At 61.2% G+C, this 20896-nt stretch carries 25 protein-coding genes and 1 riboswitch; of the genes, 14 read left to right on the plus strand and 11 right to left on the minus strand.

Annotated features, from left to right (window positions below):
* Nucleotides 1–15 precede the first annotated feature (15 nt).
* Both ICI42_RS00515 and ICI42_RS00520 read right to left on the minus strand, forming a co-directional pair.
* On the minus strand, nt 16–1158 hold the full coding sequence (locus ICI42_RS00515; RefSeq protein WP_188162592.1) for a benzoate/H(+) symporter BenE family transporter: 1143 nt from the start codon (nt 1156–1158) through the stop codon (nt 16–18).
* 1 nt (nt 1159) lies between these two features.
* Entirely contained in the window at nt 1160–1936 is a 777-nt protein-coding gene (locus ICI42_RS00520; RefSeq protein ID WP_188162593.1) for an alpha/beta hydrolase, read from the minus strand.
* A gap of 218 nt (nt 1937–2154) precedes the next feature.
* Here ICI42_RS00520 and infC point away from each other — a divergent pair, with 218 nt between their 5' ends.
* From infC to pheT, 6 genes are all read left to right on the plus strand, one after another.
* A complete protein-coding gene (gene infC / locus ICI42_RS00525) occupies nt 2155–2691 on the plus strand; it encodes a translation initiation factor IF-3 (protein WP_188163660.1) in 537 nt (178 codons plus the stop codon).
* Nucleotides 2692–2780: 89 nt separating this feature from the next.
* Nucleotides 2781–3407, plus strand: a complete 627-nt coding sequence (locus ICI42_RS00530) for a methyltransferase family protein (protein ID WP_188162594.1) — start codon at nt 2781–2783, stop codon at nt 3405–3407.
* Nucleotides 3408–3595: 188 nt separating this feature from the next.
* On the plus strand, nt 3596–3799 hold the full coding sequence (rpmI, locus tag ICI42_RS00535; protein WP_091915627.1) for a 50S ribosomal protein L35: 204 nt from the start codon (nt 3596–3598) through the stop codon (nt 3797–3799).
* A gap of 36 nt (nt 3800–3835) precedes the next feature.
* Nucleotides 3836–4237, plus strand: coding sequence for a 50S ribosomal protein L20 (gene rplT / locus ICI42_RS00540; RefSeq protein WP_188162595.1), 402 nt, complete (start codon nt 3836–3838; stop codon nt 4235–4237).
* Nucleotides 4238–4344: 107 nt separating this feature from the next.
* A complete protein-coding gene (pheS, locus tag ICI42_RS00545; RefSeq protein ID WP_188162596.1) occupies nt 4345–5427 on the plus strand; it encodes a phenylalanine--tRNA ligase subunit alpha in 1083 nt (360 codons plus the stop codon).
* Between the two features lie 38 nt (nt 5428–5465).
* Nucleotides 5466–7871: a phenylalanine--tRNA ligase subunit beta gene (pheT, locus tag ICI42_RS00550; protein WP_188162597.1), complete on the plus strand. Its 2406-nt coding sequence runs from the start codon at nt 5466–5468 to the stop codon at nt 7869–7871.
* 102 nt (nt 7872–7973) lie between these two features.
* Here the strand turns inward: pheT and ICI42_RS00555 are convergent, their stop codons facing one another.
* Together ICI42_RS00555 and ICI42_RS00560 are read right to left on the minus strand one after the other, a co-directional pair.
* Nucleotides 7974–8423: a 6,7-dimethyl-8-ribityllumazine synthase gene (locus ICI42_RS00555; protein WP_188162598.1), complete on the minus strand. Its 450-nt coding sequence runs from the start codon at nt 8421–8423 to the stop codon at nt 7974–7976.
* Nucleotides 8424–8491: 68 nt separating this feature from the next.
* Nucleotides 8492–8635: riboswitch (FMN riboswitch) on the minus strand.
* A gap of 131 nt (nt 8636–8766) precedes the next feature.
* On the minus strand, nt 8767–9309 hold the full coding sequence (locus ICI42_RS00560) for a GNAT family N-acetyltransferase (RefSeq protein ID WP_188162599.1): 543 nt from the start codon (nt 9307–9309) through the stop codon (nt 8767–8769).
* A 167-nt stretch (nt 9310–9476) separates the two neighbouring features.
* Between ICI42_RS00560 and ICI42_RS00565 the strand changes: the two genes are divergently transcribed.
* Nucleotides 9477–9911, plus strand: coding sequence for a DUF2214 family protein (locus ICI42_RS00565; protein WP_188162600.1), 435 nt, complete (start codon nt 9477–9479; stop codon nt 9909–9911).
* Here ICI42_RS00565 and nth read toward each other — a convergent pair.
* On the minus strand, nt 9905–10687 hold the full coding sequence (nth, locus tag ICI42_RS00570; protein ID WP_188162601.1) for an endonuclease III: 783 nt from the start codon (nt 10685–10687) through the stop codon (nt 9905–9907). The two genes, ICI42_RS00565 and nth, sit on opposite strands and share 7 nt — an antisense overlap.
* Before the next feature lie 22 nt (nt 10688–10709).
* Here nth and ICI42_RS00575 point away from each other — a divergent pair, with 22 nt between their 5' ends.
* The 3 genes from ICI42_RS00575 (at nt 10710) to ICI42_RS00585 (ending at nt 13151) form a co-directional block, all read left to right on the plus strand.
* Nucleotides 10710–11195 (plus strand): DUF2244 domain-containing protein, encoded by a 486-nt coding sequence (locus tag ICI42_RS00575; protein WP_188162602.1) that lies wholly within the window; start codon nt 10710–10712, stop codon nt 11193–11195.
* Between the two features lie 73 nt (nt 11196–11268).
* A complete protein-coding gene (locus tag ICI42_RS00580; RefSeq protein WP_188162603.1) occupies nt 11269–12165 on the plus strand; it encodes a methylated-DNA--[protein]-cysteine S-methyltransferase in 897 nt (298 codons plus the stop codon).
* Between the two features lie 86 nt (nt 12166–12251).
* Nucleotides 12252–13151: a ribokinase gene (locus ICI42_RS00585; RefSeq protein WP_188162604.1), complete on the plus strand. Its 900-nt coding sequence runs from the start codon at nt 12252–12254 to the stop codon at nt 13149–13151.
* Between the two features lie 21 nt (nt 13152–13172).
* On the opposite strand, the gene ICI42_RS00590 is transcribed toward ICI42_RS00585, so the two are convergent.
* The gene (locus ICI42_RS00590; protein ID WP_188162605.1) at nt 13173–13340 is read right to left on the minus strand and encodes a hypothetical protein; all 168 of its coding nucleotides are present in this window, start codon (nt 13338–13340) and stop codon (nt 13173–13175) included.
* A gap of 108 nt (nt 13341–13448) precedes the next feature.
* Nucleotides 13449–14390, minus strand: a complete 942-nt coding sequence (locus tag ICI42_RS00595) for a nucleoside hydrolase (RefSeq protein WP_188162606.1) — start codon at nt 14388–14390, stop codon at nt 13449–13451.
* A 127-nt stretch (nt 14391–14517) separates the two neighbouring features.
* Here ICI42_RS00595 and ICI42_RS00600 point away from each other — a divergent pair, with 127 nt between their 5' ends.
* On the plus strand, nt 14518–14943 hold the full coding sequence (locus ICI42_RS00600) for an Hsp20 family protein (protein WP_188162607.1): 426 nt from the start codon (nt 14518–14520) through the stop codon (nt 14941–14943).
* A gap of 61 nt (nt 14944–15004) precedes the next feature.
* Nucleotides 15005–15265, plus strand: a complete 261-nt coding sequence (locus ICI42_RS00605; protein WP_188162608.1) for a BQ00720 family protein — start codon at nt 15005–15007, stop codon at nt 15263–15265.
* 82 nt (nt 15266–15347) lie between these two features.
* On the opposite strand, the gene ptsN is transcribed toward ICI42_RS00605, so the two are convergent.
* From ptsN to rpoN, 3 genes are all read right to left on the minus strand, one after another.
* On the minus strand, nt 15348–15812 hold the full coding sequence (gene ptsN / locus ICI42_RS00610; RefSeq protein WP_188162609.1) for a PTS IIA-like nitrogen regulatory protein PtsN: 465 nt from the start codon (nt 15810–15812) through the stop codon (nt 15348–15350).
* Nucleotides 15813–15877: 65 nt separating this feature from the next.
* On the minus strand, nt 15878–16462 hold the full coding sequence (gene hpf / locus ICI42_RS00615; protein ID WP_188162610.1) for a ribosome hibernation-promoting factor, HPF/YfiA family: 585 nt from the start codon (nt 16460–16462) through the stop codon (nt 15878–15880).
* Nucleotides 16463–16783: 321 nt separating this feature from the next.
* Nucleotides 16784–18307 (minus strand): RNA polymerase factor sigma-54, encoded by a 1524-nt coding sequence (rpoN, locus tag ICI42_RS00620; protein ID WP_188162611.1) that lies wholly within the window; start codon nt 18305–18307, stop codon nt 16784–16786.
* Between the two features lie 324 nt (nt 18308–18631).
* Here rpoN and ICI42_RS00625 point away from each other — a divergent pair, with 324 nt between their 5' ends.
* On the plus strand, nt 18632–19399 hold the full coding sequence (locus ICI42_RS00625) for an SDR family NAD(P)-dependent oxidoreductase (protein ID WP_188162612.1): 768 nt from the start codon (nt 18632–18634) through the stop codon (nt 19397–19399).
* A gap of 20 nt (nt 19400–19419) precedes the next feature.
* On the plus strand, nt 19420–20313 hold the full coding sequence (locus ICI42_RS00630) for an SMP-30/gluconolactonase/LRE family protein (protein ID WP_407945122.1): 894 nt from the start codon (nt 19420–19422) through the stop codon (nt 20311–20313).
* 78 nt (nt 20314–20391) lie between these two features.
* Here ICI42_RS00630 and ICI42_RS00635 read toward each other — a convergent pair whose 3' ends face one another.
* Nucleotides 20392–20751 carry a septal ring lytic transglycosylase RlpA family protein gene (locus ICI42_RS00635; protein WP_188162613.1) on the minus strand — a complete coding sequence of 120 codons (360 nt, stop codon included), beginning with the start codon at nt 20749–20751 and terminating at the stop codon, nt 20392–20394.
* Between the last annotated feature and the right edge of the window lie 145 nt (nt 20752–20896).

Below are 20896 nucleotides of genomic sequence, written 5' to 3' on the forward strand. Positions count from 1 at the left end.
AAATCCTTGTAATTCTTAACGCTTTTTCGCACGATCGAGGAAAAGCACCGCTAATCCAGCGACCAGCCCCCAGAAGGCCGATCCGACGCCTAAAAAGCTCAGGCCGGAAGCCGTCACGACAAAGGCCGTAACCGCCGCCATGCGATCCTCCTCATCCTTCAGCGCGATTGTCAGGGCGTTGGACAGCGCGCCTATCAGCCCGAGTCCCGCCACCAGTGCGATGAGGCTTGGCGGCATGACCGCAAACAGCGCCACCAAAGAGGCCCCAAAAATTGCAAAAAGGAGATAGTAGAAGGCGTAGAAGGGGCCGGTCAGCCAGCGCTTCGCAGGATCTGGATGCACATCCGGCCCGGTGCAGATTGCGGCGGAAATCGCGGCCAGATTGGTGGTCAGCGCATTGAGCGGGGCCGTCAGCAGCGAGACCAATCCCGTCACGGCGATCAAGGGCCCCGCCGGTGGTTCATAGCCGGCGGCGCGCAGGACGGCCAGGCCGGACAGGTTCTGCGATGCCATGGTGACAAGATAGAGCGGCAACGCCAGGCCCATCAGCGCCTGCAGCGAAAATGCCGGCATGGTCAGCGTCAAGGTCGAGAGCTCGAGCGAGGGCAACCCACCCACGCGGCCACTCAGGAAGGCGAAGAGCCCCCCGCCGACCAACACGAACAGCACGGACATCGCAGGATTGAAAAGCCGGATCACGAAGAAGGCGACAAGCAGGGGCAGCACGAAGAGTGGGTCAGCAGGCGCTGCCCTGAACGCACCCATGACGAAGGTGACGACAATGCCCGCGAGCATGGCAGAGGCCACCGACCCCGGTATCCTGGAAATCAACCGTGTCAGGGGCTTGAACAGCCCGGTGGCGACCAAGAGGACCGCGACCACGATGAAGGCGCCGACACCCTCGGCCATGGTGAAGCCGCTGCTCGCGGCCACTAATGCCGCCCCAGGCGTCGACCACGCAGTGATCACCGGCATTTTGTAGCGCCAGGAAAGCCACAACGTTTCAACCGCCATGGCCAGGCATATCGCCGTCACCCAGCTTGCCGTCTGTGCTTGCGTTGCGCCCAGCGAATTCGCCGCCGCGATGATGATGGCCAGCGTGCCGCCGAATCCGACTATGGCGGCAACGAAGGCCGATGATGGGATGGAAGGACGCATCTTATTTCGCCGCCCGCTCGACCATGCCCTGGACAGATCGGGTCAGCATCTCAAGGTCCTGCGGTCGCGACAAGCGGTGATCGCCGTCCGGCACTAGCGCCAGCGTGGCATCGTCGGCGGACAAGAGGCTCATCAGTTTCATCGCATGGCTATGCGGCACGTCCGGATCGGCGAGACCTTGGATAATATGGACAGGGCAGTGCGTATCGAGCGGGCCAGTCATCACCAGGTTAGCGCGACCGTCCTCGATCAGGTCGCGGGTGTAGATATAAGGCTCCGCCGAATAGTCCGAAGGCACCTCGAAATAGCCCTTGCTCTCGAGGTCGGCACGATCGGCAGCGGTCAATTTCGGCTCGACAAGCTCACGCGTGAAGTCCGGTGCGGGCGCCAGAAGCACGATGCCGGCTATCCGCGCACCCTCGCCCGAGCGTCCAAGCTCCTGGTTCATGCGCAGCGCGACCCACGCGCCCATCGATGAGCCGACCAGGATTTGCGGCCCATCGGTGAAGGCGCGAAAGACAGCCAGGCTTTCTGCCAGCCATCTGGAGATGGTGCCGTCAGCGAAGACACCTGCCGACTCACCATGCCCGGAATAATCGTGACGCAGGAACGCATTGCCGCGTGCAGACGCCCATTGCGACAGGGTTTCGGCCTTCGTGCCCAGCATGTCGGATTTGTAGCCGCCCAACCAAACCACGCCCGGCCCGCTGCCTGCCTGACGCCTGTAGGCGATTGCGGCGCCGCCGACATCGAGGAATTCGGGTTTTGAGACGTCCATGATGCCTGCCTGTGGTTCGTTGCATGCTATCGGCATCTTCTGGCACAGCTCGCCTTTTCCTGAAAGCCAGACTGCAAAACACGGTGATTTTGATAGCGGAATGCTGCCCTGACAGGTGATTTCCCTGCTTTACTGTGCTATTGACTTCCAACGGTTCGTACCGACATAGGCACGGGCCGACGAAATTATTTTGCAAACGGCTCGAGGAGACAACGACCATTCGCAGACCTTTTAAAGCAGCGGCGCCTACCAAAGACGGCCCGCGCTCAAACCGTGACATCCGGGTGCCCCGGGTTCAGCTGATCGACGCAGACGGGCAGAACCGCGGTGACGTTTCCATCAACGATGCGCTGCTGGCCGCCGAAGAGGCAGGCCTCGACCTCGTTGAAATTTCCCCCAACGCGACGCCGCCCGTGGTCAAAATTCTTGACCTGGGCAAACTGAAATACGCCAACCAGAAGAAAGCCGCCGAAGCGCGCAAGAACCAGAAGGTCATCGAGATCAAAGAGATCAAGATGCGCCCGAACATCGATGACCACGATTATGAGGTCAAGATGCGGGCCGTTCGTCGGTTCTTCGAAGAAGGTGACAAGGTCAAGCTCACCCTGCGCTTCCGCGGCCGCGAAATGGCGCATATGGAGCTCGGCATGCAGCTCCTGAACAAAGTGCGTGAGGAAACCGCAACCATCGCCAAGGTGGAGGCCGAGCCCAAGCTCGAAGGCCGCCAGATGATGATGGTTCTGGCCCCGCGCTGACCACTGCAACCCCGGCCAAGCGCCGGGGTTTTCGTTTCTCACCCAGCTCCGGCCTTGATGGCCAAACGGGCAAGGCACAGAATCAGCTCATGAGCGGCTCGGATTTGCAGAATCTCGGCAGGTATCAGCGCCTGCGGCGGCTGGTTCTTGCCGTGTTGATCCTCGTTCTTTTCGGCCTTCTCCTGGTCGGGCAATCCACCTTCCCTCCGGAAACGCCTATCCATGAGGCTGTCGAGATGATCGGCATCCTGCTTATCTTTCTTGGTATCGTCGGCAGGCTGTGGTGCACGCTCTATATCGGTGGACGCAAGGCAGGCGAAGTGGTCACCGGCGGCCCCTATTCCATGTGCCGCAATCCGCTTTATCTTTTTTCTTCCATGGCCGCCGCTGGCGTCGGCGCGCAGATGGGCAGCATCGTCGCTCTGCTCGGCTTCGGCGCGATCTGCGCGGCAGCCTTCCACATCGTCATAAGGCGCGAGGAAAAGTTCCTCGCCGGCGAGTTCGGCGAGGCTTATCGCGTCTATTGCGCGCGGGTGCCGCGCTTTTTTCCGAACCCCGTACTTTATCAAGAAGGCAATACGGGCCGCTTCGAGCCGCGCAGGCTGTTGCAGACGCTGGGCGATGGGCTGGTTTTCCTCATCGCCATGCCCGTCTTCGAACTCATCGACAGCGCGCAGGTGACAGGGGCACTACCGGTTCTGTTCAGAATCCCCTGAATCGTGCGCAACAGCGCGTCGCAGGTGTTGCACGAGGGGCTGCTTTCGAGTATGTAGCCGCGTCCCAGAACCGCCCGGCAGGGCATGCCGTGGCGGTTTACTTTGCTTTCCAGACTATGGTCGGTCCGGAAACGACAACAAAAAGGGCTTTCGCCTAGGCGAATGGCCCAGAAGAACGGAGTAGCAAAATGCCCAAGATGAAGACCAAATCGGCCGCCAAAAAGCGGTTCAAGATCACCGCGACCGGCAAGGTTCTGTCGGCAGCGGCAGGCAAGCGCCACGGCATGATCAAGCGTTCCAACAAGTTCATTCGCGATGCTCGCGGCACGATGGTTCTGGCTGAACCCGATGCCAAGAAGGTCATCAAGAATTTTCTGCCGAACGGCCTCTGAGCCTCGGCCCTGGAACACAATTAAGGAGATCATGACATGGCACGCGTAAAGAGAGGCGTTACCGCCCACGCCAAACACAAGAAGGTTCTGGAGCAGGCAAAAGGCTTCTATGGCCGCCGCAAGAACACCATCCGCATCGCCAAGCAGGCGGTCGAAAAGTCCAAGCAGTACGCCTATCGTGACCGCAAGAACCGCAAGCGCAACTTCCGCGCTCTGTGGGTCCAGCGCATCAACGCAGCGGTCCGCGAGCATGGCCTGACCTATGGCCGCTTCATCGATGGCCTGAACAAGTCCAACATCGAGATCGATCGCAAGATTCTTTCCGACATGGCCATCCATGAGCCGCAGGCATTCGCCGCACTCGTGGCAAAGGCCAAGGTTGCCCTTGAATATCTCAAGGACGGCATGCCGAACGAGTTTGAAGGCGCTGTGGCTTAAAGACCAGCGCTTCCCAAGCATTCGTTTTCTGATTTGGGAAAGCCGCGCTGGCAAGCTAGCGCGGCTTTTTCTTTGGGTACCGACCGCATGACGGATAGAGAAAAGCAATGGATTTGAACTCTCTGGAAATCTCAATCCTCGCCGACATCGCCTCGGCCCATGACGAGCCCGCGATCGAGGCCGTGCGCGTCGCGGCTCTCGGCAAGAAGGGGTCCGTCTCCGAAATGCTGAAGACGCTGGGCTCGATGAGCCCAGAGGACCGTCAGGTGAAGGGTCCGGCTATCAATGGGCTGAAAAACCGCGTCACCGAAGCGCTCGCCGCCCGGAAGGCCACGCTCAAGGACGCTGCCGTCACCGCCCGCCTCATCGCCGAAAAGCTCGACGTTACACTACCCGTGCGCAGTTCACCGGCCGAGCGTGGGCGCATCCACCCGATCAGCCAGGTCATCGACGAGATCACGGCGATCTTCGGCGACCTCGGCTTCGCCATCGCCGAAGGTCCGGACATCGAGACCGACCACTATAATTTCACCGCGTTGAACTTCCCCGAAGGCCATCCGGCGCGGGAGATGCACGACACCTTTTTCTTCCAGCCGGACGCCTCCAACGACCGGAAGCTTTTGCGTACGCACACCTCGCCAGTGCAGGTGCGGACCATGGAAAAGCAGAAGCCGCCGATCCGCATCGTCATCCCGGGCAAGACCTACCGCCAGGATTCCGACGCCACCCATTCGCCGATGTTCCATCAGGTTGAGGGTCTGGTGATCGACAAGTCGGCCAATATCGCCAACATGAAGTGGGTGCTGGAGGAGTTCTGCAAGGCGTTCTTCGAGGTGCCGTCTGTGAAGATGCGCTTCCGCCCATCCTTCTTCCCGTTCACCGAGCCGTCTCTGGAGGTCGACATCCAATGCGACCGTTCGCGCCCCGGCGAAGTGCGCTTCGGCGAGGGCAACGACTGGATGGAGATTTTGGGCTGCGGCATGGTGCATCCCAATGTGCTGCGCGCGGGCGGGCTGGACCCGGATGAGTATCAGGGCTTTGCCTGGGGCATGGGGATCGACCGCATCGCGATGCTGAAATACGGCATGCCAGATCTGCGCGCTTTCTTCGACGCCGATGTGCGCTGGCTGCAGCACTACGGCTTTCGCCCGCTCGACATGCCGACGCTGTTCGGCGGGTTGAGTGCGTGATCGGTATCCAGGAAGAAACTAAGTGAAAGTTTGAGACGATGAAATTCACCCTTTCCTGGCTGAAAGACCATCTCGAAACCGATGCAACGCTCGACCAGATCGTCGAGCGGCTGACCTCGATTGGCCTCGAGGTCGAATCCGTCGACGACAAGGCGGCGCTGAAGCCCTTCGTCATCGCAAAAGTGCTGACCGCCGACCGCCATCCGGATGCCGACAAGCTGCAAGTGCTCTCGGTCGATACGGGCACCGGTGCGCCGATCCAGGTGGTCTGCGGCGCGCCCAATGCGCGCGCGGGCCTCATCGGCGCCTTCGCCGCTCCGGGCACCTATGTGCCCGGCATCGACGTGACGCTGGGCATCGGTAAGATTCGCGGCGTCGAAAGCCACGGCATGATGTGCTCAGAACGCGAGTTGGAGCTGTCGGACGAGCACAACGGCATTATCGAACTGCCGGACGACGCGCCCATCGGTGCCTCTTTCGCCAGCTATGCCAAGCTTGACGACCCGCTCATCGAGATCAATCTGACACCCAATCGGCCCGACGCCACCAGCGTCTACGGCATCGCGCGCGACCTAGCCGCCTCCGGCATGGGCACGCTGAAAACCCCGCCTGTGTCTCCGATCGCCGGCAAGGGACCCTGCCCTGTCAAGGTAAGCATCGAAGCATCGGACCTCTGCCCCGGCTTCGCGCTGCGGCTGGTGCGCGGCGTCAAGAATGGCCCCTCGCCGAAATGGATGCAGCAGCGGCTTCTCGCCATCGGCCTGCGGCCGATCAACGCCTTGGTCGACATCACCAATTATTTGACCTTCGACCGTGGCCGTCCGCTGCACGTCTTCGACCTCAAGAAGGTTGCGGGCAACCTCGTCGTCCGCCGCGCCAAGGACGGCGAGAAAGTGCTCGCGCTCGACACGCGCGAATACACGCTGACGCCCGAGATGTGCGTCATCGCCGACGACAATGGCGTCGAATCCATCGCCGGGGTGATGGGTGGCGAGCATTCGGGCAGTGACGAGACCACAACCGACGTGCTGATCGAATCCGCTCTCTGGGCACCGCTGAACATAGCGCGCACCGGGCGAACGCTCGGCATCATCACCGATGCGCGCTATCGCTTCGAGCGCGGCGTCGATCCGGAGTTCATGATTCCCGGCCTTGATCTTGCCACGCAACTCGTGCTCGATTTGTGCGGTGGCGAAGCCTCCGAAGCCGAGATCGTCGGCTATGACCGCTACACCCCCAAGACCATCGCCTTCCCGCTGTCGGAGATCAAGCGCCTGACTGGCATCGAGATCGACCGCGCCGAGAGCGTGTCGATCCTGAGCAATCTCGGCTTTGCGCCGAAGGGCGACGGTGAGATGATCGAGGTTTCGGTGCCGTCCTGGCGGCCGGACGTCGACGGCAAGGCCGATCTGGTCGAAGAGGTCATGCGTATGCACGGCGTCGACAACATCGTACCCAAGCCGCTCTCCGGCCACGATGCCGTCAACGGCCGCATCCTGACAACGCTGCAGATTCGCACCCGCGCCGCGCGCCGCGCGCTTGCCGTTCGCGGCATGATGGAAGCCGTCACCTGGTCGTTCATCCCGGCCAGGCATGCCGAACTGTTCGGCGGCGGCCATCCGGCGTTGAAGCTCGCCAATCCGATCGCCGCTGATATGTCCGATATGCGCCCCTCGCTGCTGCCGGGCCTTCTGGCGGCTGCCCAGCGCAACGCCGACCGCGGGCTTGGCGATGTCGCGCTGTTCGAGGTCTCCGGCACCTATGAGGGCGACACGCCCGACGCCCAACGCCGCGTTGCTGCCGGCATCCGTCGCGGCACGGCCAAACTGGAAGGCTCCGGCCGTCAATGGAGCGGCAATGCCGGCGCCGTCGGCGTGTTCGATGCCAAGGCCGATGCGCTTGCCGCGCTGGAAGCCTGCGGCGCGCCGGTGGACCGCCTGCAGGTCGAGGCGGGCGGCCCGTCCTGGTATCATCCGGGGCGTTCGGGAACCATCAAGCTCGGGCCGAAGGTCGTGCTCGGCACCTTCGGAGAGTTCCACCCATCCACGCTGGAAGCGCTCGACGTGTCGGGTGCGTTGTGCGGTTTCGAAATCTTCATCGACGCCGTGCCGGAAGCGAAGGCCAAGCCGACCCGCACCAAGCCGAAACTCGAATTGTCGCCGTTCCAGATGGTCAAGCGCGACTTCGCCTTTGTCGTCGATCGCGATGTCGAGGCCGGAACGCTGGTCAAGGCCGCATCATCCGCCGACAAGAAGCTGATCACCGGGGTTTCGGTGTTCGACGTGTTTTCGGGCGCATCGCTCGGCGAAGGCAAGAAGTCGATTGCCATCGAGGTCTCGATCCAGCCGGTCGACAAGACCCTGACCGACCAGGATTTCGAGGCGCTTGCAGGCCGCATTGTCGACAACGTCAAGAAGCAGACGGGCGGAATGCTGCGCGGCTGAGGCCAGTGTAGTCATGACCAAAAAAGCCCGGAAGTGATGCTTCCGGGCTTTTTTCGCGCCGATTTTCCCTACCTCGATGCAAGGCGAAGCTGAGTTATCTCCTCACGCAGCCAGGCTTGGCTTGGCCAATGACGCTCTTGTCTTGCCGATCATAAGGGCTGCACGGGCGGCTTCGCGGCCCTTCTCGACGAAATGGGCGCGATAGATCGCCTTGTGATGGTCCGTTTCCTGATAGTGGTGCGGCGTCAGCGAAACCGACAGGACCGGAACGCCGCTGTCCAACCCGGCACGCATCAGCCCGTCCACGACGGCCTGTGCCACGAAATCATGGCGATAGATGCCGCCATCGACCACCAAAGCGGCGGCGGCCACGGCCGCGTAGCGGCCTGTGGTGGCGAGATCGCGGGCTAAAAGCGGCATCTCGAATGCGCCGGGCACATCGAAGACGTCGACCTGCTCGGCCGGAATGAGCTCTTGGAAGCCGTCCAGCGCGCGGTCGACGATATCGGCATGCCAATTGGCTTTGATGAAGGCGTAACGGGTGGGTGTCATGAGAATCTCCTTAGGTTGTGACACGTCACCCAAGGCGATCACGCGCAATTCCGGATCGCTCCGAAACTGCCCGTTCTCTTTCTTCCGGACTGTGACCGTCGGCTCAGGCATCGCACCTGATCTGCTGACCCTTCATAAGGAAGGCGCTCGCGGGCTCGCAGCTTGCGCCGCATACCGCCGGTGGGGATTTCCGCCCCGCCCTGAGAACAGCTTTTTCTACGCCATGAAAGTCCGCCTGACAACGGCGGATGAAAAGCGCTTCCCAAATGCGTACCGACAGCAAATCCACATGCGCGCAAAGCGGTGACTCGAAAGCCTGGCAAGAGGCCTTGAGACGCGAGTATCAGCCTTGCGCCGGCCGCTCGAACAGGATTACCGGTTCGGTGTGATAGACGCTTTCACCGTAGCGGCGATAGCCGCATTTGTCGGCGACGCGCAGCGAAGCGGCGTTGTCAGGGTTGATGATGCAGACTGTTCGGCACCCGAGATTGGCATCGCTCCAGGAGTGGAGGGCGAGGACTATCTCCGAGGCCAGTCCCTTGCCCTGCGCTTCGGTGCATAGCGACCAGCCGGCTTCCGGATATCCCTCGATGGAAGGCGTCAGGGCGCGTTTCATGTCCTGGAAGCCGGCATCGCCTATGAAGCGGCCCGTCGCGCGGTCCTCGACCGCCCAGTATCCGAAGCCGAGATAGGACCACAAAGATGGATGGCGAAGAAAGCGTTGCCAGCTTTCTTCGCGCGTACGCGGCTTGCCGCCGAACAACCGCACCACCGCGGGCTCAGTCCACATCGCAGCATACGCGTCGAAATCCTCGAGCCGGTGCGGGCGCAGGATGGCGCGCGGGGTTTCGACAACGGGAGGTTTGGAGAATTTCATGGACGGCATCTGAGACCTCGAGCGGCGACGCACCGCCATATCACGGTAGCTGCCCGGAAGCGCGGGGCCACATGCCTGAAATCACTGGACAGTACGATAATTGCGCATGGGGCCTGGGTTACACGGGCGATCGGCTCTTGCTAGTCTCGCCTGACCCACCCTACGAGGAAGGCGCCATGGTTGACCTGCTGCTTGCGATCGCCCACCATCTGCTCGCCTTCACTTTGGTCGGCGCCCTGGCGGTGGAGTTCGCCGTCATCCGCCCCGGCCTAGAACGCGCGCAAGTCTCCGTCGCGGCGGCCGCCGACGCGATCTATGGCATGTCGGCGCTGCTGATCATCATCGTTGGCGTCGGCCGCGTGGTCTTCGGCCTCAAGGGCTGGGAGTTCTACATTGCCACACCTGCATTCTGGGCCAAGATGGCAGCCTTTGGGGTTGCGGGAGTGTTGTCGATCCGGCCGACCATCGTCATACTCAAATGGCGCAAGGCGGGCCATGCCGAAGCTATCCCGTTGAAGGATATCGAAAAGGTCCGCACCGCCCTGAAGGCCGAGCTGTTTTTCCTGGCGTTGGTGCCGATCTGTGCGGCAGCTATGGCGCGCGGCTATTGAGAGGCATCCAACGCGGCCGTCTGGAGCGGCGCTATCGGCACCAAAGGCGCGGGAAAATCGCTGGTCTTCTCGGCTGATTTGCAGATGTCGGCTATGACGCAAAGGGGGCAATCCGGCTTTCGCGCCTTGCAGACATAGCGTCCGTGCAGGATCAACCAATGATGCGCATGCAGCATGTACTCGTCGGGAATGACACGGACCAGTTCGCGCTCAACCTCGTCAGGCGTCTTGCCAGGCGCCAGACCGATACGGTTGCCGATGCGGAAGATGTGGGTGTCGACCGCCATGGTGTGGTGGCCGAAAGCCATGTTAAGCACGACATTGGCCGTCTTGCGGCCGACGCCGGGCAATGCGGTCAGCGCGTCGCGGTCGTCGGGTACCTCCCCACCATGGTCTCGGATCAGCGCTTCGGACAGGGCAATGACGTTCTTGGCCTTGTTGCGCCACAGGCCGATGGTGCGGATGTACTCGCCGACTTGCGCCTCCCCCAGGTCCCGCATCTTTTCCGGCGTATCGGCTGCCTGGAACAGAGCGCGCGTCGCCTTGTTCACGCCGGCATCGGTGGCTTGGGCGGACAGGACGACGGCCACTAGCAAGGTGAAAGCGTTGACATGTTCGAGTTCACCCTTGGGCTCCGGCCGCTGGACGGAAAAACGGCGGAAGATTTCGCGAATCTCAGCTTGGCTATAAATGCACTTTGGCTTGCGGCGGCGGACGACGGATCGCTTTCCTTCCGTCACGGGCTTGTGTGAATCTAGGGCCTTGGGCTTTTTCATCGTCTCTCTATAATCGAGCGTCATGAGCGAGACAAACGCAGCCGACGAACCCTTTTTCAGTGCGCTTCTGGTTCCCCACAGATCGCTGGGGAAAACCGGCTTTGCTATTCTTATGGGGGCGCTGCTGTTAGGATGGTTGGTGACCGGCTTGCTGTTCCTCAGCAACGGCGCGTGGCCGATCTTCGGCTTTTTCGGGCTCGACGTGCTCGCGCTCTACATCGCCTTTCGCGTCAATTATCGCGCTGCCCGTGCCCGCGAAGAGGTCAGCGTGTCGCGCACGGCCCTCGATATCCGCAAGACCGCGCCCTCCGGCAAGTCGGAAGCGCACCGCTTCAACCCGTTCTGGACGCGGTTTTCCATCGCCCGTCACGACGAGATCGGCATCACCGGCATGGCGGTCGAAGCGCAGGGACAGCATGTACCGCTCGGCAGTTTTCTCAACCCTGACGACCGCGAAAGCTTCGCCAAGGCCTTCTCCCAGGCACTTGCCACGGCAAAACGCGGCTGAGGACGCCGCCGTGCAGGAATCGGGTGGAGACGGCTCGTGAGAAGCCCGATATTAGCGTTCAAGGAGATCGACCATGAACGCTCAAGCCAAGATGAAGCCAGAAATCGAGTTCCAGACCGATATCACGCCGGATTGCTCCGACTACGAGGCGGTGCGGCGCGTGATCGAAAAGATCAGCCTGGACTATCGCGACCAGCCGTCACTGGAAGAGCTTGCCCGCGAGGTGGGCGAAACACCGACATCACTGCAGAAGCTGTTCACGCGCTGGGCGGGGCTGTCACCCAAGGGGTTCCTGCAGGCCGTTACGCTCGACCATGCGCGCCGCCTGCTCGACCAAGGCCTGCCGCTGCTGGAAACCGCCTATGAGGTGGGAATGTCCGGCCCTGGACGGCTGCATGACCTGTTCGTCACCCATGAGGCGATGTCGCCCGGCGACTACAAGACGCGCGGCGCCGGTCTAACGATCCGCTACGGGTTCCACATTTCGCCTTTTGGCGTGGCATTGATTATGGTCACTGACCGTGGCCTGGCCGGACTGTCGTTCAACGATGCCGGCGGCGAACGCGAAGCTTTCGAAGACATGTCGGGCCGCTGGCCGAATGCCGCCTATGTCGAGGATATGTCGGCCACCGCACCCTATGCGGCGCGCATCTTCGATCCTGCCCGCTGGCAGGAGACGCAGCCGCTGCGCGTGGTCATGATCGGCACCGACTTCCAACTGCGCGTCTGGGAGGCGCTGCTTCGCATCCCGATGGGCACGGCGCGGACTTACTCCTCCATCGCCGCCGAGATCGGGGTGCCCGCCGCAAGCCGTGCCGTGGGTGCGGCGGTCGGCGCCAATCCGATCTCGTTCGTGGTGCCCTGCCATAGGGCGCTGGGCAAGTCGGGCAGGCTGACGGGCTATCACTGGGGTTTGACGCGCAAGCGCGCCATCCTGGGCTGGGAGGCTGGCCAGACGGCCTCTGCCTAAAACCAAGGCTGGAAAATCGGCTGGCCCACTGGCAAGATGAGGCGCCAAGAGCTAGCGTGCGCGCCGCATAACAGGAGCGCCAGCCCGTGATCATCGTCATCGGTTCCATCAATCTCGACCTCACCGCCACCGTAGAGCGCCTGCCTGCGCCGGGAGAAACCGTGCCCGGCAGCGGCTTCAAGACCGCTCCCGGCGGCAAGGGCGCCAACCAGGCGTTGGCGGCGGCACGCGCGGGCGCGGAGGTGCGGATGATCGGCGCGGTCGGCAAGGATGCCTTTGCCGCGGAGGCGCTGGCGCTGCTGAAAGAAGCCAAGGTCGATCTGTCAGGTGTTGCGGAAAGCCATGCGTCTACCGGCACGGCGCTGATCATGGTCGAGGAAAAAGGCGAGAACATCATCGCCGTGGTGCCGGGCGCCAACGGTTCGGTGCTGGCAGGCGATGTTACCAAGGCCCTGCTTGCCAAGGGTGACATCGTGCTGCTGCAGCACGAAATCCCACTGGCGACCGTGGAGGCGGCTCTGGAGGCTTCCAGCCAGGCAAACGCTATCAGCGTACTCAACATCGCGCCCTACCGTGCAGAGGCCGCCTCTTTCGCTGGCAAGGCGGATATCATGGTCGCCAATGAGACCGAGTTCGATCTCTACGCAAAGCAGGCAGGGCTTTCGGGCGACGATCGCCCAGCGCGGATGAAGGATTTCGCGGCGCGCAACGGCAACACCGTGATCGTGACGCTCGGCGCGGACGGCGTACTCGCCGCCGCCCCCGAAGACTTCATCGAGCTTGCCGCCATGAAGATCGAGCCCGTCGATACGGTCGGCGCCGGCGACACGTTCTGCGGTTATCTCGCCGCGGGCCTGGCCTCGGGCCTTGCGCTCAAGGAAGCGATACACCAGGCCTCGGTGGCCGGGTCGCTCGCCTGCCTCAAGCCGGGCGCGCAGCCGGCCATCCCGCGCCAGGCCGAGGTGGTGGAAACGATGAGGGCATAACCCCCGCCTGTTAACAAGCCGCTATTCCGCGAAGACCGGCTCCATATAGGTGTCGTTACGCTCCGGCATACGCGTCTTGCTCGGGAAAAGCGTCTTGGGTTCGGCGCGCGGCCCGCTGCTTCCTGTGCTGCTGCACCCGACCAGAGCCAGACCTGTAACAACGGCGATCGCTGAGATGAGCGTTTTCAAGCCTGCACTCCATGAACATTGACAGCAGCCAGCAGAATCGCTGGCTGCATCGATATACGCTGCAAGTGTCAGCGCCTCAAATCATACACCATCATGCGACCACTGGTCTTACAGCCGTCCAAGCCTTTCGGTCAGCAGCTCGAAAAGTCCGTCGGCGTCGATATCGCGCATCACCATGGCATTCTTCGGGCAGGTGGTGGCACCCCACCAGTCGATCACCGTCATGCCCATGGTCAGCTCCGACGTGGTTTCGACCGAGACGTTGCAGAGTCGTCCTTGAAACAACTCTGGCTTGAGCAGATAGGCGATCACGCACGGGTCGTGCAACGGCCCCCCATCGGTACCGTATTTTTCTTCATCGAAGCGCTCGAAGAACTCCAGCATTTGAGCGACCGCGAGGCTGACTTTGTTTCCAAGGCTCCGTATGGCCTGGGTACGCGCAGCGGTCGACAAGGCCTTGTGGGTCACATCGAGAGGCATCAAGACGATCGGCGCACCGCACCGCAGCACGATGTCGGCGGCATGCGGGTCGACATAGATATTGAATTCGGCAGCCGGCGTGACGTTGCCGCCCTCGAAGAAGCCGCCGCCCATGACGACGATTTCGCGGATGCGGGTCGCAATCGCGGGTTCGCGGATCAGCGCCAGCGCGATGTTCGTCAGCGGCCCCAGAACGGCGAGCGTGACCGTCCCTTTTGGCTCCGACATCAGCATGCGCACGATGAAATCGACCGCGTTCTCCGTCTGAAGCGTCATTTCGGGGTCTGGCAGGTCGGGACCGTCAAGTCCGGTCTTGCCGTGGACTTCCTCGGCAGTAACAAGATCGCGGAACAACGGACGCGCCGCACCGGCGTAGACCATTGTCTCCGTATGTCCGGCGAGCTCGCAGATCTTGAGCGCGTTCCGCGACGTCAGCTCAAGCGGTACGTTTCCGGCAACGGCTGTAAGCCCAAGGATTTCAAGCTCCGGACTGGCGAGCGCGAGCAGAATCGCTATTGCATCGTCCTGACCGGGGTCGGTGTCGATGATAATCTTACGTTTTTCAGTCAATTTCATTTCCTTGGAAGGTATTTCGGGCAGGCTTGAACTTGCACTGCCGGCAGACCATATCAACGACAGCAGGGAAAATGCCAGTTGGGTTTTTCCGCTTGATGTCGCTCCTGGAGGACACTGAAACATGAGTCGCATGACTACATTCTCGAGCCCGCTTCTGCTCGGCTTCGATGCCGTCGAAAAGACGCTCGAACGGCTTGCCAAATCCGGCGACAGCTACCCGCCTTACAATATCGAGCGCATTCGGGCTGCTGAGGATGGATGCGACCGTCTGCGTATTACGCTCGCAGTAGCCGGTTTTGCTGAAGACGACCTTGAAGTGACGACCGAGGAGAACCAACTCGTGGTGCGCGGTCGCCAGAATGACGATACCGAACGCGAATTCCTGCATCGCGGCATCGCCGCCCGGCAGTTCCAGCGCTGCTTCGTGCTGGCAGATGGCATGCGAGTGCTCGCGGCTCAACTGAAAAACGGACTGTTGGCCATCGATCTCGACCGGCCAGAGGCCCAGCGTCTCGTCCGCAAGATAAACATCGCCGTGAAAGACTAACAATTTTCACAGCTCTGCATCGGAACGGCCGTTCAGGCGTTTCGACATCATGGAGGCTAAAATGACGACTTCTGCCGAACATAAATCCCCCATCAGCCAGGTCGAGCTCTCGCATATTGGCGAGGGTAGCGTCGCTTATCTGAGAAAGATGTCCAGCGACGATCTGCGCGGACGGTTTCCCGGAATTATCGAAATCGCTCCCGGACTTGAGCTCTGGGCCCTGTTCGCTGCCAACGGAAAGCCGATCCTGCTGTCGGACGCCAAGGAGCAAGCGCTTGCTGGTGCCATGGAAAACGACCTGATCCCCGTTGCCATTCACTGATGATCATCGGGTAAAAAGTGGAGCGATCCAGATATGGGATACGCTCCACTTTGCTGTCTGTGATCAACGATAGGACCGCCGTTCAAGCGGCGTTGGATGCCGGCGTCTCCGACAGGAGCGAATGGATGGCGTTTGCATCGCGGGTACCGCGGATCTTCGCAACGGTGTTGCCGTCCCTGAGCACACGAGCGATGCGAGACAGCGCCTTCAAGTGATCCGCCCCGGCGCCTTCAGGGGCTAAAAGTAGAAAAACGAGATCGACGGGCTCATCGTCCAGCGCTTCGAAATCGACAGGATTTTCGAGCCTGGCGAAGACGCCTATGATGCGGTTGACGCTGGCGAGTTTACCATGCGGTATGGCGATACCGTTGCCTACACCGGTGGACCCGAGACGTTCGCGTTGCAGAACGGTGTCGAAAATTTCCCGTTCTGGAATGCCGGAAATCGCTGCCGCCCGTTCGGCCAGCAGCTGTAGGAGCTGCTTTTTGGAGTTCGCCTTCAAGGCAGGCATTATAGCCTGTACCTCGATGAGGTCGCTCAGATCCATAGTCGTATCCCCTGCCGCGCCACCAAGGTTTCGGCGCCTGTGGCGCCGAAACTCGGAATGGCAGCTTAACCTTGTGCAGCCTTCGTGGTCGACGGATCGATCCAACCGATGTTTCCATCCGCCCGGCGATAGACGATGTTGAGATGGTCGTTGCCAGCATTGCGGAACATGAACACCGGGCTGTCCTTCGTATCCAGTTCGATAACTGCAGAAGCGACGGACATGGTCTTTAGTTCCACGCTGGACTCGGCGACGATCGTCGGTGCGTAATCCTCCGGAACTTCTTCATCGTCGTCGGCAAGCGGTGCGACGACCGAGTAAGCCACGTCAGTGAAGTTTCCGTTCGCCGCGCCGGCACTGTGAGACTTGAGACGACGCTTGTAGCGACGAAGCCGTTTATCGAGCTTTTCCGCTGCGCTCTCGAATGAAGCCACCGGATCGAGTGCTTCGGCAGTGGCCTGTAGCGAGATGCCAGTGTCGAGCCTGATCATGCAATCGGCGTTGTAGCGAGACCCCGACTTGACCACATTGACGTGGCCGGAAAAGCCGCCATCGAAATATTTGTCGACAGCTTCACCAATACGGGCTTCGATGCGCGTCCGAAACGCATCACCAATGTCCATATGTTTTCCTGAAATTCGCAGGTTCATCTGAAAACCGACCTTCCTTCGTTCAGACTAAGCGTTTCCGATTTTATACCCGTAGGCTGTGCTTACAAGGCTCGGCTACCAACGCTCACCATATTTTAGCCCGAACTTTCGGCTGACTTCATTCCAGCCTCACGGCAGCGTATGGACCGCCGCCCATCGGTCAGGACATATGTCCAAGACCGGCGAGATCAACCCCGCCTCATGGGGGCGGGCTTCTAGACAGTTCCCCAGCGCTTGTCAATCAACAGGCCGCCGGACCCTGCCGCACTGGCTGTATCGAGGCGGAGAGCGCGGCCTACACAGACTCTCACAACTTAGTTATCAGCGTCCGGCACTTGCCATAGCACGCTTTTCGCGGCGGCGCTGAACCGATGACGCGATATTCATGCCTTCGCGGTATTTCGCCACGGTGCGACGCGCTATCTCCACGCCACCCTCCTTGAGAATGTCGACAATGGCATCGTCGGACAGCACGTCGGCCGGCTGCTCGCTTTCGATCATCTGGCGGATTCGGTCGCGCACCGATTCCGACGAATGCGCATCCCCGCCACTCGCGGAGGCAATGGCGGCGGTGAAGAAATAGCGCAATTCAAAAACCCCGCGGGTGGTAAGGATATATTTGTTCGAGGTCACCCGGCTGACGGTGGATTCGTGCATGCCGATGGCATCCGCCACCGTCTTCAGATTGAGGGGGCGCAAATGGCGCACACCGTGAGTCAGGAAAGCGTCCTGCTGGCGCACGATCTCGGACGCCACCTTCAGGATCGTCTTGGCGCGCTGGTCGAGGCTGCGCGTCAGCCAGTTGGCGTTTTGCATGCACTCGGCCAGGAAGTCCTTCTCCGTCGTGCTGCGGACATGGCTTGAGACGCTGGCGTAATAGGCTTGGTCGACCAGAACTCGCGGCAGGGTCTCGGAATTCAGTTCGACGATCCAACTGCCGTCAGCGGCGCGCCGGACCTCCACGTCCGGCACGATGGCGTCTGTCGGCCCGCCCGAGAAGGCCAGGCCGGGCCGAGGGTCGAGCGCCCTGATCTCGGCGGTCATGTCGAGCAGGTCTTCGTCATCGACGCCGCAAAGCTTCTTGAGCGCCTGAAAATCGTGCCGCGCGAGAAGCGGCAGGTTCGACAAAAGCGCCATCATGGCTGGATCGAGCCGGTCGCGCCGGATCAGTTGGAGGCGCAGGCATTCAGCCAGGTCGGCAGCGAACAGGCCCGCTGGATCGAAGGCGGCCCGGCAGCGCTCAAGGACCGTCCGGACAGCGGTAGAGTCGACGCCAAGCCGCTCGGCGACTTCTTCGATATCGCCACGGAAATAGCCTGCGTCGTCCAGCCATTCCGTAAGCTCGACGGCGATAAGCCTGTCTGCCGGCTGCGAAAAGGTGAAGGCAATCTGCTCGCCTATATGGTCACGAAGGGTTACCGGCGCAGCGGCGATATCCTCCATGTCGAAACCTTCAGGCAAAGGACCGCCTGTCCCGGTCGAGGTGTTTTTCCACTGGCCGGCCAGATCGGGCGAAAGACGCTCCGCCGCGCCGGGATCGTCGGGGAAGATGTTTTCCAGTGAGGTGTCGAATTTTTCCGACATCGACTCCGCGCTGAAGCTTTCACCCGGATCGAACCAATCTTCCGAGACCGCAGGCTGTGGCTCGGGTGCAGCATCTATCGTTTCGCCGGCACCGCCCTCGACCACCGCGCGTTCGAGCAGCGGATTGCGCTCGATCTCCTCGTCGATGAAGCGATCCAGCTCAAGATGCGTGAGTTGCAGCAGGCGAATCGACTGCATGAGCTGCGGGGTCATCACGAGGGATTGGGATTGTCGCAACTGCAACTTAGCCGACAGCGACATAAAATTCCTCACCCACCAACGCAAACAAGCCTGCCTGAGCAAGCTATCGACCCAGGGCGAAGCAAACTGGCCCGGCTTTTGCTTGTCAAGCATAAATGCTCAAGAGATGGTCAAGCGCGTCAATTTGGCGGCACGAATCCTTGTCGGAGAGGTTTCTACGGAGGATATTTGCGCGACGCTAAAAACTTTAGTGAACGGAGCGACGGACCGCGCTTGGCTGACAAGAGAAAAACGCTTGCGACAGCCTCGCAGCCGGCACAACTCATGCTACAACCTCCTCCGTCGGCACGGAGAGGCAACCGATCCGATCTGGAGGACCACTGCATGCAGCCATCGGCCAAATTTCCCGACCTTGCGGGCATGTCGGTTTTCATCACCGGCGGCGGCTCGGGTATCGGCGCTGCCCTGACGGAAGGGTTTTGCCGACAGGGATCCAAGGTCGTATTTGTCGACATCGCCGATGAGGCAAGCCTCGCGCTTTGTGACCGGCTGGAAGCCGAGCATGGCAACAGACCGCTTTACGCGCGGGCGGATGTGACCGATGTCGAACAGTTGCGCGACGCCATAGCACAAGCGGAAACGCTCAATGGCCCTATCAGGGTGCTGGTGAACAATGCGGCGTCGGATGCGCGACACGACGTGGAGGACGTTACCGTGGAAGGTTGGGATGCTAACCACGCACTCAACCTGCGGCCGTTCTTCTTCTCCATGCAGGCGGTTGCGCCTGGCATGGCAGCGGCCGGCGGCGGCTCGATCATCAACTTCACCTCCACCTCCTATATGCTCAACATCGGCACGATGCCGGCCTACACCGCGGCCAAGGCCGGCATCGTTGGGCTGACCAAGGGCTTGGCCGGGCGCTACGGACCGGACAACATACGCGTCAATGCTATAGCGCCGGGCTGGGTCATCACCGAGCGGCAACGTAAGTTGTGGGTTACGGAGGAATCGCTGTCTTCCCATATTAGTCGGCAGGCGATACCGGCCATGATGGTTGCCGAGGATATTGTAGGGCCGTGCCTGTTCCTGGCTTCGGACGCTTCGCGCATGCTGACGGCGCAGACGCTGATCGTCGACGGCGGATTGTTGTGAGCAGGCTGGGGAGAGAGACGATGCCGGAGCAGGAAACCGAGATGCAGGGTGCAGCGGTGTTTTCGGAGAAAGTGTGCGAACTCGGCGAAGGGCCGAGTTACGACCCTGCGACCGACACGCTCTACTGGTTCGACATCGTGCGCAGGAAGTTGCTCGAAAAGCGACTTTCCAGCAGGGAGACACGCGTTCACGATTTGCCGGAGATGGCCAGCGCGATTGCCGTGATCGACCAGGCGCGGCAGTTGCTTCTCACCGAGACAGGATTTTACATTCGCGACCGCCACAGCGGCAAGCTGAGCCTGCACACCAGGCTGGAAGCTGACGACCCGTCTACCCGATCCAACGATGCCCGTGTGCACCCGTGCGGGGCTCTGTGGGGCAGCACCATGGGCAAGCGTGGGGAGGACAAGGCTGGATCGATATACTGGTTCTTTCGCGGCGAAGTGCGGCGGATATTTCCATTGATTACCATCCCAAACTCCATCTGCTTCTCACCCGACGGAACCGTCGCCTATTTTGCCGACACGCGCCCCAACATCCTGTGGCGGGTCGAGTGCGATCCGTCCACCGGCCTGCCAAAGGGCGAGCCGAAGGTGTTCGCCGACCACAAGGGCCGCGACGGAGGCTTCGACGGCTCCGTGGTCGATCAGGACGGGCTGCTGTGGAACGCCTGCTGGGGTGGCAGCAGCGTCAATGTCTATGCACCCGACGGACAGTTCCTGCGCAGCCATTCCGTGCCCGCCACGCAGGCATCCTGCCCTGCCTTCGTAGGCGCGAATGCCGGCGGACTGGCCGTGACGACGGCGTGGCAAGGTATGGACGCAGAGCAACGCAAAGCCGACCCGGAAGCCGGCAAGACGTTTCTGCTGGAGGTGGCGGTCAACGGTCGACACGAACCGCGCGTGCAAATCTAGAGCGTTTCCATAGACGTTTGGACGGTTCACGCTTGGACTGGGTAATCCTCGGTGCCGAGCATCAGAACGACGCGGCGGTCAACCGATGCGCTCCATGCAGATGGGCGCGTGGCCTGAACTGATGAAGCCGATCTGACCCGCTGCGGCGCGAGAGAGATCGAGCACGCGACCCTTGATGAAGGGTCCCCGGTCGTTGATACGAACGACCACGCTCTTACCGTTCTTCTTGTTTGTCACCTTGATCTTGCTGCCGAAGGGCAGACTGCGGTGAGCAGCGGTCATGGCGGCGGGGTTCATGCGCTCGCCAGAGGCGGTTTTGGAGTTAAGGGCGTACCAGGATGCGCCGCCGCATTGGGCCGAGGCGCTGGTGGTTGTGGCTGCGATCATCAGGCCTGCGGTGAGCGAAGCCGCGACCGCCGTCATCATACCGTACTTCATCTTTTAGTGAGCACTCCAAAATTGAACATAGGGAGCGCGTAGAGGCTAAATGGGGCGGCAAATGCGGCGAAGCAGAAAAGGTTTCACACCGGCACCTAACGTTTGGAGTCTTGTCGTAACATTGCGTCAGTTACATTCACGATAC

The organism is Oryzicola mucosus (assembly GCF_014534685.1).
GTDB classification, from domain to species: domain Bacteria; phylum Pseudomonadota; class Alphaproteobacteria; order Rhizobiales; family Rhizobiaceae; genus Oryzicola; species Oryzicola mucosus.

Excerpts from the sequence above, each read along its gene's own strand:
- ptsN (WP_188162609.1), bottom strand. The coding sequence starts at position 15,812 with ATGGATCTGAGCGACCTCATCGAGGTACAGGCTATAATGCCTGCCTTG.
- ICI42_RS00575 (WP_188162602.1), top strand. The coding sequence starts at position 10,710 with ATGAGCGAGACAAACGCAGCCGACGAACCCTTTTTCAGTGCGCTTCTG.
- ICI42_RS00600 (WP_188162607.1), top strand. The coding sequence starts at position 14,518 with ATGAGTCGCATGACTACATTCTCGAGCCCGCTTCTGCTCGGCTTCGAT.
- pheT (WP_188162597.1), top strand. The coding sequence starts at position 5,466 with ATGAAATTCACCCTTTCCTGGCTGAAAGACCATCTCGAAACCGATGCA.
- ICI42_RS00565 (WP_188162600.1), top strand. The coding sequence starts at position 9,477 with ATGGTTGACCTGCTGCTTGCGATCGCCCACCATCTGCTCGCCTTCACT.
- hpf (WP_188162610.1), bottom strand. The coding sequence starts at position 16,462 with ATGAACCTGCGAATTTCAGGAAAACATATGGACATTGGTGATGCGTTT.
- ICI42_RS00630 (WP_407945122.1), top strand. The coding sequence starts at position 19,420 with ATGCCGGAGCAGGAAACCGAGATGCAGGGTGCAGCGGTGTTTTCGGAG.
- ICI42_RS00635 (WP_188162613.1), bottom strand. The coding sequence starts at position 20,751 with ATGAAGTACGGTATGATGACGGCGGTCGCGGCTTCGCTCACCGCAGGC.
- pheS (WP_188162596.1), top strand. The coding sequence starts at position 4,345 with ATGGATTTGAACTCTCTGGAAATCTCAATCCTCGCCGACATCGCCTCG.
- rpmI (WP_091915627.1), top strand. The coding sequence starts at position 3,596 with ATGCCCAAGATGAAGACCAAATCGGCCGCCAAAAAGCGGTTCAAGATC.
- rpoN (WP_188162611.1), bottom strand. The coding sequence starts at position 18,307 with ATGTCGCTGTCGGCTAAGTTGCAGTTGCGACAATCCCAATCCCTCGTG.
- ICI42_RS00625 (WP_188162612.1), top strand. The coding sequence starts at position 18,632 with ATGCAGCCATCGGCCAAATTTCCCGACCTTGCGGGCATGTCGGTTTTC.
- ICI42_RS00520 (WP_188162593.1), bottom strand. The coding sequence starts at position 1,936 with ATGGACGTCTCAAAACCCGAATTCCTCGATGTCGGCGGCGCCGCAATC.
- ICI42_RS00560 (WP_188162599.1), bottom strand. The coding sequence starts at position 9,309 with ATGCCGTCCATGAAATTCTCCAAACCTCCCGTTGTCGAAACCCCGCGC.
- ICI42_RS00605 (WP_188162608.1), top strand. The coding sequence starts at position 15,005 with ATGACGACTTCTGCCGAACATAAATCCCCCATCAGCCAGGTCGAGCTC.
- ICI42_RS00555 (WP_188162598.1), bottom strand. The coding sequence starts at position 8,423 with ATGACACCCACCCGTTACGCCTTCATCAAAGCCAATTGGCATGCCGAT.
- rplT (WP_188162595.1), top strand. The coding sequence starts at position 3,836 with ATGGCACGCGTAAAGAGAGGCGTTACCGCCCACGCCAAACACAAGAAG.
- nth (WP_188162601.1), bottom strand. The coding sequence starts at position 10,687 with ATGAAAAAGCCCAAGGCCCTAGATTCACACAAGCCCGTGACGGAAGGA.
- ICI42_RS00515 (WP_188162592.1), bottom strand. The coding sequence starts at position 1,158 with ATGCGTCCTTCCATCCCATCATCGGCCTTCGTTGCCGCCATAGTCGGA.
- ICI42_RS00580 (WP_188162603.1), top strand. The coding sequence starts at position 11,269 with ATGAACGCTCAAGCCAAGATGAAGCCAGAAATCGAGTTCCAGACCGAT.
- ICI42_RS00530 (WP_188162594.1), top strand. The coding sequence starts at position 2,781 with ATGAGCGGCTCGGATTTGCAGAATCTCGGCAGGTATCAGCGCCTGCGG.